Here is a 13,153-nt window from a genome sequence, read left to right on the forward strand (position 1 = left end):
CCACACGACATCCGAGGAAAGATCACGCCCCCATGCTGTTCGATTTCGCCACCCTCGACGCCAATAACCGCTACAAGCTGCTGGTCTCGACCATCGTCCCGCGCCCGATCGCCTGGGTCGTGACGCTCGATCCCGAAGGTCGGCGCAACGCCGCGCCCTATTCGTTCTTCAACGCCTTTTCCGGCGATCCCCCGGTGGTCTGCATCGGCATCGGCGGCCGCGGCACCGGCAACATCAAGGATACTGGCAACAACATCCGCACCAGCGGCGAATTCGTGGTCAACCTCGTCGCCGCCGAGAACGCCGAGCAGATGAACATCACCGCGATCGAGTTCGGCCGCGAGGTCGACGAGCTGACCGAGGCCGGGCTGACGACGCTGCCTTCGGTCAAGGTCAAGCCGCCACGCATCAAGGAAAGCCCGGTCGCGCTCGAGTGCGAACGCTTCACCACCCTCGAGATCGGCCATGAGCGCGCGCTCGTCCTCGGCCGGGTGCTCGCGATGCATATCCGCGACGACGCCGTGCTCGATGCGCAGAAATGCTACATCGATACCCCGAAGCTCGACCTCATCGGCCGCATGCATGGCCGTGGCTGGTACGCCCGCACCAGCGATCGCTTCGAAATGCCGCGCATCAACGAGACGGATTGGACGCGGCGGGGGGGATGAAGCGCGGCAGGCCGACCGAAACCGCGGCGCCACCGACGATGAGGGCGGCGGCCAGCACCAGCGCCGCGCCGGCCCGCGCCTCGCCGCAGACGATCAAAAGCCCGGTCGACAGCAGCGGTGTCGCGTAAGACAGCGTCCCCAGCGCCGCGAGGTCACCGTGCTTGGTCGCGTGATCCCAAAAGAAAAACGCGAGCCCGACCGGGCCGAGCCCGAGCCCGAGAAGCGCCATCCATTCGCCCCCGCGCGGCGCGATGCTGGGCTCGACGGCGAGATGCACCAGCGCCGCGGCGAGTGCGACCAGACCGCTGACCCCGGCGATGAGATCACTCGGCACGGCGCGCAGGCGGCGATTGGCAACCGAATACGCCGCCCAGGTGAGCGCCGCGGCAAACGCGCAGGCATAGCCAAGCGCACTGCCGCGCCCGGCCGCTCCCACGCCTGCGAGAACGATCAGCGCCGTCCCGGTAAGCCCGATCGTCGCCCCCGCGACATGCCGCGCCCGCAGCCTCTCGCCGGGCAGGAGGGCGGAAAACAGCACGATGAGCAGCGGCCAGAGATAGTTGATCAGGCTCGCCTCCGCCGCCGGCGCTTGATCGAGGGCGATGAAATAGAACGCGTGATAGGCAAAAATCCCGGCGAATCCGAGCGCCCAGGCCCGCCAGTCCTGGCGCAATCGCGCGAGCCGCCGGCGCGCGGCCAGCATGACTAAGCCTGCCGCAAACGCGATGGCGAAGCTGAGCGCCAGCGTCTCGAACGGCGGCAGGCGCCGCGTTACCACCGCGAGCGCGGCGAGGCTCGACCACAGCAGGATGGCGAGGCCGCCGGTTGCCGTCGCCCGGCTCACCGGCAACCCACAGAGCCGCACTTGATCGCCATGCTGGACGCTCCTAACAACGCCTATGGGACTCGCGAGACGCTACCGCGACCGGAGGAAACCCGCCATGCTCGATGACGAAGACCTGCCCAAGCCGCCGCGCCAGCGGCTCGCCCCCCTTTCTCTCGATTCCCTCGGAATCGCCGAACTGCGTGCCTATATCGCCGAACTCCAGGGGGAAATCGCCCGCACTGAGGCCGAAATCAGCCGCAAGGAACGCCATCGTGACGCCGTCGAGGGGTTGTTCCGGACGAGAGGGCACCGCCCAACGGAATAAAAGTTTTTTGGTTCTTTTTTTCAAAAAAGAACCTTTTTTCCTTTTTCTATCGCGGCGCTGCGGTCGGGTCGATCCAGCCGACATGGCCATCCTCGCGGCGATAGACGACGTTGAGTTCGCCGCTGGCGCTGTTGCGGAACATCAAGACCGGCTGATCCTCGAGATCCATGCGCATGACCGCCTCGCCGACCGAGAGCAGGTTGATTTCCGCCGGCGTCTCGGCGATCACCGTCGCATAGGCGCCGCTCACGGCATCGCTGGCCTCGCCATTGCCCTCCATCTCCTCTTCCTCGCGCAGCACATAGCGCCGCGCCGCTTCCGGGCGGGCGCGATTGGCGAGATCGCGGGCGTGTTCGTTGACCCGCCGGCGATAGCGGCGCAGCCGCTTGGCGATGTGCTCGGCGGCATCGTCGAAGGCGGCATGCGCGTCCGCCGCTTCGCCCTCGGCGCGCAAGAGCAGGCCGCGTCCGGCATGAAGATTGATATCACAGGTGAAGAAGCTCCGCGCCCGGCCGAACGTCACATGCGCCTCGAGCGCCCGGTCGAAATATTTCCCGACGATGGTGCCGAGCTGCTCCGATACCCGCAGACGCAACGCATCCGACAACTCGACCTGCTTGCCCGAAACCGTGATCTCCATCGCTTTCACCCTTTCACCAGGTTATTGCCCCAGGATATAATGAGATTGCGCCGGCGATATCCGAAATTTTACCTATACCAACTCCGCTTTCTCGCGCCGGCGCTGCACGGAACCTGGGATTTTCAGCGCTTCGCGGTATTTGGCCACGGTTCGGCGGGCAATGTCCACGCCTTCGCTGCGTAACGCCGCCACCAGCGCGTCGTCGGAGAGAACGGCCCCCGGCGCCTCGGCATCGATCAGCGCCCGGATGCGGTGGCGGATCGCCTCGGCGCTGTGGCTTTCGCCGGTGGTGCCGGCGATCGCCGTCGTGAAAAAATATTTCAGTTCGAACGTCCCGCGCGGGGTTGCGATGTATTTATTGGCGGTGACGCGGCTCACCGTGCTCTCGTGCAGTTCGACGGCGGTCGCGATATCGCGCAGAATGAGCGGCCGGAGATGGGTAATGCCGTGGCGGAAGAAGCCATCCTGCTGGCGCACGATCTCGGCCGCGACCTTGAGGATGGTCTGGGCGCGTTGGTGGAGGGATTTGACCAGCCAGTTCGCGGTCTGCAGTTTTTCGGCGAGAAAGCCGCGCGCCTCCTCGCCGCGCTTGGTATGGGCGATGATCCGCGCGTGCAGCCCCTGATTGACCAGAACCCGCGGCATGGTGTCGGGGTTGAGTTCGAGCAGCCAACTGCCATCCGGTGCCGGCCGCATCAGGATGTCGGGCAGGATCGGCGTCGCCGGCGCCTCATCGAAGCCGGCGCCGGGTTTGGGATCGAGCGCGCGGATCTCGGCGATCATGTCGGCAAGATCCTCGGAATCCACGCCGCAAATCTCCATCAGCCGCCGCAGATCGCGCCGCGCCAGCAATTCGAGATTGTCGAGCAGCGCCGCCATCGCCGGATCGAGCCGGTTGCGCTCGGCCAGTTGCACGGCGAGGCATTCGGCGAGCGAGACCGAGAATAACCCCGTCGGGTCAAAGCGCTGCATGCGCGCGCGAACATTCTCGAGCCGCTCGAGCGCGATCCCGAGGGCCGCGGCGATCGCCGGCGGCGGCAGCGAAAGCCGCCCGGCGGGATCGAGAAGCGCAATCAGATGGGCGCCGATCAGCCGCTCGGCGGGATCATGGAAAGAAAGCCGCAATTGCTCGCCGAGATGCTCGCGTAGGCTGCGTGGCCCGGCGGCGAGGCTCTCGATGCCGCGCTCGTCCTCCGAAAAATCGAGCGCGCCCCCCCGCGAAGCCGCCCCGATGCCGCGATAGGTGTCGCCATAGCCATCGGCTGGGCCGCCGCGATCGAACCATTCCGCCGCCTCGGCATCGAGCGGCGCCGCCGCCTCGCTCGGGAGGGTGCCGGTTGCGTTGATCGCCTCGGCGAGATGCGCGACATCGGCGCCGTCATGGCCCCCGGGCGAGACCACCTGATCCGGCGCCGGCCGCTCGCCAAGCAATGCCTCGCCACCTTCCGCGCGCTCGAGTAGCGGATTGCGCTCCAGCTCCTCGGCAACGAAGGCGTTCACTTCGAGATTGGAAAATTGCAAAAGCTTGATCGCCTGCCGCAATTGCGGCGTCATCACCAGCGATTGCGATTGTCGCAGATCGAGACGCGGGCCGATCCCCATGCGCCCGGATCCTAGAGGCTAAACCTTTCGCCGAGGTATACGCGCCGCACATCCTCATGCGCCACCACCTCCTGCGGCTGGCCTTCCATCAACACCTGCCCGTCATGCATGATATAGGCGCGGTCGATCACCTCTAGCGTTTCGCGGACATTGTGATCGGTGATCAAGACGCCGATGCCGCGGTCCTTGAGATGCGAGACGAGATCACGGATTTCACCGACCGCGATGGGATCGATGCCGGCCAGTGGCTCATCGAGCAGGATGTAGCTCGGCTGGGTTGCGAGCGCGCGGGCGATTTCGAGCCGGCGCCGCTCGCCGCCCGAAAGCGCGAGCGAGGGGGTGCGGCGGAGATGGCCGATGCCGAACTCGGCGAGCAATTCGTCGAGCATTTGGTCGCGCCGGTCCTTGAGCGGCTCGACCACCTCGAGCGCCGACATGATGTTCTGCTCGACATTGAGGCCACGGAAAATGCTCGCTTCCTGCGGCAGATAGCCGATGCCAAGGCGCGCCCGGCGATACATCGGCAATCCGGTGATCTCGTTGCCATCGAGCCGGATGGCGCCGGTATCGGGCTGGACCAGGCCGACGATCATATAGAACGTCGTCGTCTTGCCCGCGCCGTTGGGCCCAAGCAGGCCGACCGCTTCGCCACGCCGGACAGAGATCGAGACATTCCTGACCACCGGGCGCTTTTTGTAGGTTTTGCCGAGGCCGCTCGCGGTGAGACCGAGCTGCCCCTGCACCACACGCAGCTCGGTCATGGCGTCGTCGCCTTCGCCGGGGCGGTTGCCGATGTCGTGGCGGCGCCCGACGTCGGCGCCTTGTCACCCTCCTTGCCGGCGGCATTCTTGTCGCCCGCCTTCTTGCCAGCAGCGGTTTTGGCGGCGCCGTTTTCGTTCTGATTGGGCATGATCAGACCGTGGACGCGCTGATCGGTGCTGGAAAGCATCGTGGACACCCCGGTTTTCATATCGACGTCGGCCGCCACGCCATTGAGCTGATTATCCCCGCGCGTCACCCGCACATTGCCGATAACACGGGCCTTGCCGGTATCGGGCACATAGACGCCGCGATCACCATAGACGATTTCGGTCGCGGTGCGGAGATCGACATTGCCATAGGCCTCAACCCGCTTGAGCTTGCCGGAGGCGGCTTGCAGCTCGTCTTGCTGCTGGCCGGGTTTTGGCGGTGGCGGTTTCGGCGCGGCGGCAGCGCCCGCGGCCGGCGGCTGATCGGGTGGCGCGGAATAAGAGACGAGCGTGTCGGCGGCGATCCGCCGCCCGTCGCTGGTGACGACGACGGCGTTGCCGCGGGCGATCGAGATGCGGGTCTGTGAGTAATATTCCATGCTGTCGCGCGACGTCACGACATCCTGCGGCGTGGTGAGCTTGAGGGCGTGCCCGGTCAGGATCAGCACCGCCTGGTCCATGTCATAAACCGCCTTGTCACCCCAAGCCTGATCGGTCGCGGTAAAGATATGCACATGGCCAACCGCTTCCAGGCGATAGATCTCATTGCCGCCGCTGTCATCGGGATTGGTAGCCCCCGGCGCCGGCGCCGCGCCCGATGCCGCCGGTTTGGCGCCCGCGGATGGCGGAGTGGCGGGTGGCGGGCTGGCCGGGCCGGCATTTTTCGCCGCCACCGGCTGCGCGCCGCTGGCGGTCGTGTTGGCGGTCGTGTTGGCGGACGCGGCACTCGCCTTCTTGCGGTAATGCGCGATCAGGACATCGGCGGTGACGGTGACATTGTCGCGAATCGCGACCGCATCGCCGCGCGCGACCACTTCCTGGTCGTTCTGGCGCCAATCCATGCCGTCGCGCGCCGTCACCGTGATCGGCCCGCCATGCGACATGTCGATCGGCTGGGCGTGCGCCGCGCCAGTGGCGACGCAGAGCGCGGCAAAGCCGAGCAGCCAAGCGCGCCGCCAGCGCCTAGGGTTGGTCATGGCTCTCACCGCGGTTGTTGTTGAGAACCAGACGGGCCGGGCCGACGAACTGGATCACCGCGCCCTTGTCGACGAGGGCGAAGCCCATGGCATCGAGGGTGCCGAACGGCCCCTCGGCGTTGGTGATGTCGTTGCTCGCGCCGGCGCCGGCGCGGAGATCGAGCGATGCGGTCGCGGAATGGAGGGTGGTCCCATCGTCGCGATAGAGCGTCACATTGCCCTCGAGATCGAGCTGGTTGGCGTGCTGCATGTAGACGCCGCGCAGCGCCTTCAACATCAGCCAGTTGCCGCTCTCCATCAAGACGTCGCCCTTGGGGTCGGTCAGGTTGACACGCTCGGGCGTCACCTGCGTCGCGGTGGTCGCGGTCAGGGTGTAGGGGCGATTTTTCTCATCGACGCCATGATAGCGGGCGTTGATCATCTGGCCGCTCGCGGTGATGCTGGCGCTCCAGCCGCGCAAGGCCGCCCGCCCGGCCGCGGTCTGGCGCGCGATCTCCGGCCAAAGCGCGATCGAGGAAAGCAGGATCAGCGCCAGCACCGGCAACAGCCGCTTCGACCAGGTGATAAGGAGGCGCCGCCGCGCGATACGCGCCGGCGTCGGCGCGCGCTGGCTGCGGGCGGCGGCGATGGCGAGCCGCGTCTCCTCACTGGCGACACGAACGCGGGGAGTGCCCGTGCTCATCGAAACCGGCTCATGCGATCACGCTCAGGCGACCCCGGCGCGGAGCAGGTCATGGATGTGGAGAATGCCGATCGGCGCCCCGCCGGCGTTGGCAGGAACGACGAAGAGCGCGGTGATCGGGCGGGCGGCGTCGGTCATCACATGCAGCGCCTCGGCGGCAAGCGCGTCGGGGCCGATGCTGCGCGGCGAGGCGGTCATGATCTCGCCGGCCGGCCGCGCCAAAAGATCCGGCCCCATGGCGCGGCGGAGATCGCCATCGGTGATGACCCCGATCAGTTTACCCCCATCATCGACGACGCCGAGACAGCCGAAACGCTTTTCGGTCATCACCAGCAGCGCATCGCTCATCCGTGTTCCCGGCGCGACCAGCGGCAGCGCCGCCCCGTCATGCATCAGCTCACGCACCCGCTTGAGGCGAGCGCCGAGCTTCCCGCCGGGGTGGAACTGGCGGAAATCAGCGGCGGTGAAGCCACGCCGGGTGAGGAGGGCGACCGCCAGCGCGTCGCCGAGCGCGAGCTGCATGGTGGTGCTGGTGGTCGGCGCGAGGCCCATCGGGCAGGCTTCCGGCACTTTCGGCAACAGCAGCACGACATCCGCCTGCTGCGCCAGCGCCGAGCCGGGTTCCCGCGTGATGGCGATCAGCGGCAGGCCAAAGCGGCGGCTATGGCCGACGAGATCGGCGAGTTCCGGAGTCTCGCCGGAATTGGAGAGCGCGAGCACCGCATCATTGGGCAGAATCATGCCGAGATCGCCATGCGAGGCCTCGGCGGGGTGGACGAACAGCGCGGGCGTGCCGGTGGAGGCAAGCGTCGCCGCGATCTTGCGCCCGACATGGCCGGATTTCCCCATCCCGGTGACGACGACCCGGCCCGACACCGCCGCAAGCATCGCCACAGCCCGCCGGAAACCGTCATCCAGCGCCGCCGCCAACGCCTCGATCCCCTCCACCTCGCTCGCCAACACGGCGCGCGCGGTTTCCAGGGCATCCTCTTTCTCGGTCTCGGTGACGATAACGGACATAGTGGCTCTTTCGCGGTCTCACCCCGGGGAGGCAACGCCTTGCCCACTCACCGGACATAGGCACAAAATCGCCTTTAGACAAATTTCATGCCAATAAAATGGCATTCACGAATAAATTTTCATCCGCCGGGTGGGCTTATGGCTCAATGGGCGAAAATATCCGGCGCCTCATAGCCGAGCAGATCGAGCCGGGCCCGCGCCGGCAGAAAAGCGAAACAAGCCTCGGCGAGCGCCTCCCGCCCTTCGCGCGCAAGAAGCGCGGCGAGCCGATCCCAGAGCGCGTGCAGATGCAAGACATCGGCAGCGGCATAGGCGAGCTGCTGTGGCGAGAGTTCCAGCGCGCCCCAATCTGAGGTTTGCTGCTCCTTGGAAATCTCGACCCCGAGCAATTCGCGGCAGAGATCGCGCAGGCCGTGCCGGTCGGTGAAGGTGCGGGTGAGTTTTGCCGCGATTTTCGTGCACCGAACCGGCGCCACCGTAACCCCGAGGGCCTGAAACAGCATCGCGACATCGAATCGCGCGAAATGCATGAGCTTCACCCGCGCCGGGTCGGCGAGCAGGGCCTTGAGGCGCGGGCAATCGGCGCCGCGACCACCGAGCGCCGGCGGCACGATCTGCACGAGATGGGCATGGCCGTCGCCGGCGGAAAGCTGCACGAGGCAGAGCCGGTCACGGCGCGGGTCAAGCCCCATGGTCTCGGTATCGACGGCGACCACCGGGCCGAGATCCACCCCCTCCGGCAGATCATGGCGATGGAAATGGATTTTGCTCTCGGCCACTAGCCTGTCCCCGATCCCGCTTTGCCCCGATTCCACTTTGGCGATCCGGGTTCTGGTGCCCAGGAGAAGACTCGAACTTCCACGACCTTGCGGCCACAGGTACCTGAAACCTGCGCGTCTACCAATTCCGCCACCTGGGCATGTTCTGGTGGGGCCGCGATGTAGCGCCGCGCGCCTGATTGCGTCAACTGGCGGCGGGCGAAAAGACCAAGCGGAACAGCCCCGACAGGCCGCCGCAGCGTCCCCGAAGCCTGCGGTATTCATCGAAAATTAATCCATTTCTCTGAGAATTTCTTATTGAAATGGCCGCTGTCGCAAAATTCCGTCTCTTATCGCTCTTCATATTCGCCAACGCCATGGGATCCCTCTCCATGATCCTGCCGGCGTCTCCCGCTGATCGCGACCATGATCGCCAGATCGAGAGCGATTCGCATCCCGCCCGCGGTGAGGAATCCGGCGCCGGCGTCGGCGGCGCGGGCGGCACTCTTTCCCTCCTCGTCGCCCATGACGTGCTTTATGAGCCCTGCGCCGGGTGGGGGAATTGCGGTGACGATCACGCTGATCGTGGCAATCTTTTCCGCCCGGACCTGATCACCGGCGCCCCCCAGAACGGGCTTCCCTTCGGCGGCGGCGCTGATGACGGGCGCGGTTATCGCAGCGCCGAGGGCGGTCGCGACGGTGGCAGTCAGGGCTCCTGGTCGCCGGGCGGCTTCCCATCCGCCCTTTTCCCGTTCATGCCATTCGCCCCCTTCGCCGACGCGCCCGGCGGTGGATCGCGAAACGGGTCATCGGAAAGCGGCCATGGCGCGGGCGATGGCGGGAGCATCGCATCGTCATACCCCGGTCTCGGAGAGGGTGGCAGCGGCAGCGGCGGCGATTGGTATCCAACCCCGATCCCGAGCGGTGCCGGCGCTTCCGGGACCGACCCCTCGGTCAACGCCAATAACGCCATTCCAGAACCCGCGTCTCTTTCCCTGCTCGCGGCCATGGGCCTGATGTTGATGCTGTTTCGCCGCCAGCGCCGCCGGTCTGATCGACACAAGCTGCGACTGCGGTAAATTATTTATCTTGAATTTGTGTATTTTTTTCGATAACTGCCGGTCAGCTATCAGATCCACAGTCCGTGCCCGGAGTTCGTCGTGCTCGTTCCCTCTCTCTCGCGGTCCGCCGTGCTCCTGGGCGGGGTGGTTTTTCTTGGCACGGCCGCGATGTCTCCGGCCCGCGCCGGCGGCCTCAGCGCCGCCGAGCTTTCCCTAGCCGATGCCGTGCTCAGCGATTTCAACGTCGTCACCTTCGGCGATTATCACGCCAATAACGAGACCGAGGGCCGCGTCGCGGTCGGCGGCAATTTCCTCGGCACCGGCCATAATATCTGCTTCAACGGCTGCTCCGGCGACACCACCGATACCGCCCTCGGCGCGACCTATGGCGCGCTCAATGTTTGGGGCAACGTCTCCGGCGGTGCGACGCTGTTGAGCGGCGATGCCTTCATCCAGGGCACGAATGCCTCCGGTAGCAATCTCTCGCTGCAACATAACGGCGGGGTCAATATCGTCGGGCAGAATTCCGGCCAGATCAGCAACCCGACCTTCATCAACACCGCCGCATCCTCCGCCGGGACAACGCAAAACGCCGCCGCCGGCACGATCAAGACCGGGCTCCCGGCCAACGCGGTTTTCCCCTTCAGCGCGACCCTGCCCTTCCAAGCCGCGCTCACCGATCTCAGCACCTCGCTCGCGAGCCTTGCGACCACGAGCGGGGCACAGACCATCGGCCCCTATGTCCAGAACGGCCCGACCTCGTTCACCGCGACCCCGGCGAGCGGCAATTTCGGCGGCAAGACCTACGGGCTATTCACCACGACGATGAGCGATCTCGCCGGCTATCAGAATTTCGCCGGCATCAACACCAATGGGCTCGATGCCGTCATCGTCGTCGTCACCGGAAGCGCGAGCACGGCACTCCCCAATCTCAATACCTTCGCCGGTGATGCGAGCGTGATCTGGGATTTCGTCGATACCACGACGCTGAATTTCGCCGGCGGCTGGGCCGGGCAAATTCTCGCCCCCGACGCGGTGATCAGCAATCCATCCGGCGATCTCACCGGCGCGGTGATCGGCGAGTCCCTCGATCAGGGCGGGGAGGTCCACAACCTCGCTTTGCCGATCGGCGATCTCAGCGGCATCCCGACCACCTCGACGACGACAGCAGACGTCCCAGAGCCGCCAGCGCTCGCCCTGCTCGCGACCGGCGCCTTGGCGCTGGCCGCGCTTCGCCGCCGCGCGCGCGAGAGGATAGCACGAAGAAAGCGGTTCTTTTTTTGAAAAAAAGAACCAAAAAACTTTTCCTGGTTTGAGAGCGGCCGCGTCGAACGCCGCCAGCTCCTTCCGCGCGTCATGGGCGTAAGCCGCCTCGGGTAGCGGCTCTTTCGATTAGCCCTTGGCGAGCTGCTGCTCGACCAGCGTCGCCCAGTAGGAGGCGCCGAACTGAGCGAGATGCCGGCCGCTTTGGCCATCGCGCGGCCGGTCCAGTGCGTCGCCTGATGCGGCGGGTCGGCGCAGGTCAGCGCCACCACGCGCGCCACTGTCTCGGCGGCGATCGGCGGCTTGCCCGGCTTGCGCGTCTTGTCGCGCAGCAGACCGTCCACGCCCGCTTCCGCGAAGCGTTGCTGCCAGCGCCATATCATAGGACGGCTGACGCCGAGCTGGGCCGCCACACGCTGCACCGGATCGCCCGTCATCGAGGCGAGGACGATGCGGGCACGCGCGGCATGCTTCTGCGGCCGGCTGCGATCCTACGCAATCGCTTCCAGGCGCGCTTTGTCCGAGGGGCTTACGATCACGCGGACTGTCTGTGCCATGCAACAAGATTCGCACGCCACCACGCCGTTGTGAATCCTATGAATGACTCAGTGCACTAGTGTGGGAACTTGGTAACCACTCGCGTGGATATCCGAAAAATCTTGCTTGGCTAAGTCATAGGCAAGAGTAGCCTTAAAAGCTGATGTGTAGTTGGTCTGTCCGACCGCATCCTCGACCTCTTGATTGGCGACCACGCCAAGTCCAGAATTGTTAAGTACGTCCAAGGCCAATTGTACGTACCCGCGCATAACTGTCTGGGTGCCAGGTGTATAAATTTGTGTAGAATAATATGTCGTAAGATCAGAAATAACTGCTGAATAATTTTGAGATTTAAGATCGCTTTCCGCCTGATCAATGGCAGGTCCCATTGTTTTAATCTGACTTGGTTTATAAGCAACTCCTGAACCGCTCATTTACATAAATCTCCTCTCTCTTTTTTGTCATTTTGTTGTGGTGGTTTTAGGAATGAATCTAATAAGTTACGAAGTTTCTCGTCTATTTTGATTCCATTACCTATGTCATGGTCGATAAATGAGCGGTTATAATTATATTCAAGAAGAACATCGCCGTTCATTTTTCTTTCATCATGATTGTCTGTCTGATCCTCGAATATTCTTTCCCGTACGGAGCAGTTCAGCGCAGCTGGAAAAGGGGATCCGTCAGGTCCATTGCATTTAAAAAGGAATATTGGCCATGGTTTGGGGCGAACAAAAATATCACTGTTTCCTAAAAAAAATCCTTTAGTTGATATAAATCTGTATTATCTACACGTCCAACATATATACTTTCATTTTTAAGTGATGGATGAGACATTATTGCATATAGTGAATAGTATATATACATGCCAAGTAAATTTTCGCCTACAAGATCACGATAATTCCACATGCTCAAGGTCGCGATGAGAATATTTTCCATGGACGCTTTGTGAAATTCCGTTGTATTTTCATCAGTTTCAGGCGAAAAACAGGGTAAAAGTGCCTGGATTTGCACGTATCCACCATATCCAAGAAACGAACTAACATAACCCTTTGGTATATAGAGAACATGGTCGCCAAGCTTCTTGACTACAATTTCATCAGATCCCGTGCCGCCTCTAGACGGCGGCTCGTCTCCTTGCGACACATTGGCCGTGTTGACGCCAAGCTCTGCAGGAATACCCCGCGGAACCAAATGCGACACATTGGTATTGACTACTGGGTAGAAGGTCGCAACCGCCATGTTGGCGGGGGCCGGCGGCGGTTCCGCCGAACTTGCTTCCCCTCCCAAGAATCCGGCACCCGTGACGAGGACGGCGAAAACCGCAAAAACTCGCCCCGCAGCCCAGAAATATCCGCGCTCCCGGGGATGTGGCGTCGCATGGGTGGTCAGGAGATCGTTTTTATTTGTTTTTGCTAATGTTTTTGAATCAAGACGACCAATCGTTCTCATCTTTCCCTCATTCCATCATGGACATATCCGCGGCGCGGCGCGAGGAGGTCGTCGATGACGCGCCGCCAGGCGCGCCAACGCTAATGGAAATTTCTGTTCCAGGAATTGTATAATGCCAAATTGTAAAAGGATAGTCATTTTGCGTTCCGCTCATTTTTCTTCCCTTCTCTGTTTATCATTGATCATGCTTAAGCATTGATTCCGGCATCGCGAAAACTCCGACACATGAGTTAATAAATAAATTAATTTTATTACAAAAATTGGGTATATCATGATAAAAAATATAAATGATGATCCGAAAATAAACCCCCTTATGTTGAGAGTACTTACATCTGGCCGATGCAAGCCGTACCAACAAGTTCCAATAATAAAAGCCC

Annotated in this window: 15 protein-coding genes, 1 tRNA gene and 1 pseudogene; 4 read left to right on the forward strand and 13 right to left on the reverse strand. The window is 63.1% G+C overall.

Annotated features, from left to right (window positions below; all coding sequences use genetic code 11):
* The first annotated feature begins 32 nt into the window (after positions 1-32).
* Entirely contained in the window at positions 33-668 is a 636-nt protein-coding gene (locus DEF76_RS08060) for a flavin reductase family protein (RefSeq protein WP_114911894.1), read from the forward strand.
* Here the strand turns inward: DEF76_RS08060 and yddG are convergent.
* The gene (gene yddG, locus DEF76_RS08065; RefSeq protein ID WP_114913745.1) at positions 634-1,512 is read right to left on the reverse strand and encodes an aromatic amino acid exporter YddG; all 879 of its coding nucleotides are present in this window, start codon (positions 1,510-1,512) and stop codon (positions 634-636) included. The genes DEF76_RS08060 and yddG overlap by 35 nt on opposite strands.
* Before the next feature lie 97 nt (positions 1,513-1,609).
* Between yddG and DEF76_RS08070 the strand changes: the two genes are divergently transcribed.
* The gene (locus DEF76_RS08070) at positions 1,610-1,819 is read left to right on the forward strand and encodes a DUF1192 domain-containing protein (protein ID WP_162800549.1); all 210 of its coding nucleotides are present in this window, start codon (positions 1,610-1,612) and stop codon (positions 1,817-1,819) included.
* Between the two features lie 46 nt (positions 1,820-1,865).
* Here DEF76_RS08070 and hpf read toward each other — a convergent pair whose 3' ends face one another.
* The 8 genes from hpf to DEF76_RS08110 all read right to left on the reverse strand — a co-directional run bounded on the left by hpf (position 1,866) and on the right by DEF76_RS08110 (position 8,627).
* Complete coding sequence (gene hpf / locus DEF76_RS08075; protein WP_114911896.1) at positions 1,866-2,459, reverse strand: ribosome hibernation-promoting factor, HPF/YfiA family; 594 nt, start codon at positions 2,457-2,459, stop codon at positions 1,866-1,868.
* Between the two features lie 72 nt (positions 2,460-2,531).
* Positions 2,532-4,061: an RNA polymerase factor sigma-54 gene (gene rpoN / locus DEF76_RS08080; protein ID WP_114911897.1), complete on the reverse strand. Its 1,530-nt coding sequence runs from the start codon at positions 4,059-4,061 to the stop codon at positions 2,532-2,534.
* An 11-nt stretch (positions 4,062-4,072) separates the two neighbouring features.
* Positions 4,073-4,822 (reverse strand): LPS export ABC transporter ATP-binding protein, encoded by a 750-nt coding sequence (gene lptB, locus DEF76_RS08085; RefSeq protein WP_114911898.1) that lies wholly within the window; start codon positions 4,820-4,822, stop codon positions 4,073-4,075.
* On the reverse strand, positions 4,819-6,006 hold the full coding sequence (locus DEF76_RS08090) for an LptA/OstA family protein (protein ID WP_162800550.1): 1,188 nt from the start codon (positions 6,004-6,006) through the stop codon (positions 4,819-4,821). The genes lptB and DEF76_RS08090 overlap by 4 nt, the downstream gene beginning before the upstream one ends.
* Entirely contained in the window at positions 5,993-6,688 is a 696-nt protein-coding gene (lptC, locus tag DEF76_RS08095; protein ID WP_114911899.1) for an LPS export ABC transporter periplasmic protein LptC, read from the reverse strand. The genes DEF76_RS08090 and lptC overlap by 14 nt, the downstream gene beginning before the upstream one ends.
* Positions 6,689-6,712: 24 nt before the next feature.
* Complete coding sequence (locus DEF76_RS08100; RefSeq protein ID WP_114911900.1) at positions 6,713-7,708, reverse strand: KpsF/GutQ family sugar-phosphate isomerase; 996 nt, start codon at positions 7,706-7,708, stop codon at positions 6,713-6,715.
* A gap of 143 nt (positions 7,709-7,851) precedes the next feature.
* Positions 7,852-8,487 carry a ribonuclease D gene (locus DEF76_RS08105; protein WP_338025801.1) on the reverse strand — a complete coding sequence of 212 codons (636 nt, stop codon included), beginning with the start codon at positions 8,485-8,487 and terminating at the stop codon, positions 7,852-7,854.
* Between the two features lie 53 nt (positions 8,488-8,540).
* A tRNA-Leu gene (locus tag DEF76_RS08110) sits at positions 8,541-8,627 on the reverse strand.
* Between the two features lie 231 nt (positions 8,628-8,858).
* Here DEF76_RS08110 and DEF76_RS08115 point away from each other — a divergent pair.
* Together DEF76_RS08115 and DEF76_RS08120 are read left to right on the forward strand one after the other, a co-directional pair.
* Positions 8,859-9,545: a PEP-CTERM sorting domain-containing protein gene (locus DEF76_RS08115; RefSeq protein WP_162800551.1), complete on the forward strand. Its 687-nt coding sequence runs from the start codon at positions 8,859-8,861 to the stop codon at positions 9,543-9,545.
* Positions 9,546-9,626: 81 nt separating this feature from the next.
* Complete coding sequence (locus tag DEF76_RS08120; protein WP_162800552.1) at positions 9,627-10,811, forward strand: collagen-binding domain-containing protein; 1,185 nt, start codon at positions 9,627-9,629, stop codon at positions 10,809-10,811.
* A gap of 227 nt (positions 10,812-11,038) precedes the next feature.
* On the opposite strand, the pseudogene DEF76_RS20340 reads toward DEF76_RS08120, so the two are convergent.
* From DEF76_RS20340 to DEF76_RS19285, 4 genes and pseudogenes are all read right to left on the reverse strand, one after another.
* Positions 11,039-11,227, reverse strand: a pseudogene (locus tag DEF76_RS20340) (helix-turn-helix domain-containing protein); the annotation flags it as partial.
* Positions 11,228-11,395: 168 nt separating this feature from the next.
* Entirely contained in the window at positions 11,396-11,761 is a 366-nt protein-coding gene (locus DEF76_RS19275) for a hypothetical protein (protein ID WP_162800553.1), read from the reverse strand.
* Entirely contained in the window at positions 11,758-11,922 is a 165-nt protein-coding gene (locus tag DEF76_RS19280) for a hypothetical protein (protein ID WP_162800554.1), read from the reverse strand. Before DEF76_RS19280 ends, DEF76_RS19275 begins: the two co-directional genes overlap by 4 nt.
* A 152-nt stretch (positions 11,923-12,074) precedes the next feature.
* Positions 12,075-12,776: a hypothetical protein gene (locus DEF76_RS19285; RefSeq protein WP_162800555.1), complete on the reverse strand. Its 702-nt coding sequence runs from the start codon at positions 12,774-12,776 to the stop codon at positions 12,075-12,077.
* Between the last annotated feature and the right edge of the window lie 377 nt (positions 12,777-13,153).

It is taken from the genome of Acidibrevibacterium fodinaquatile, assembly GCF_003352165.1.
Taxonomy (GTDB): Bacteria; Pseudomonadota; Alphaproteobacteria; order Acetobacterales; family Acetobacteraceae; genus Acidibrevibacterium; species Acidibrevibacterium fodinaquatile.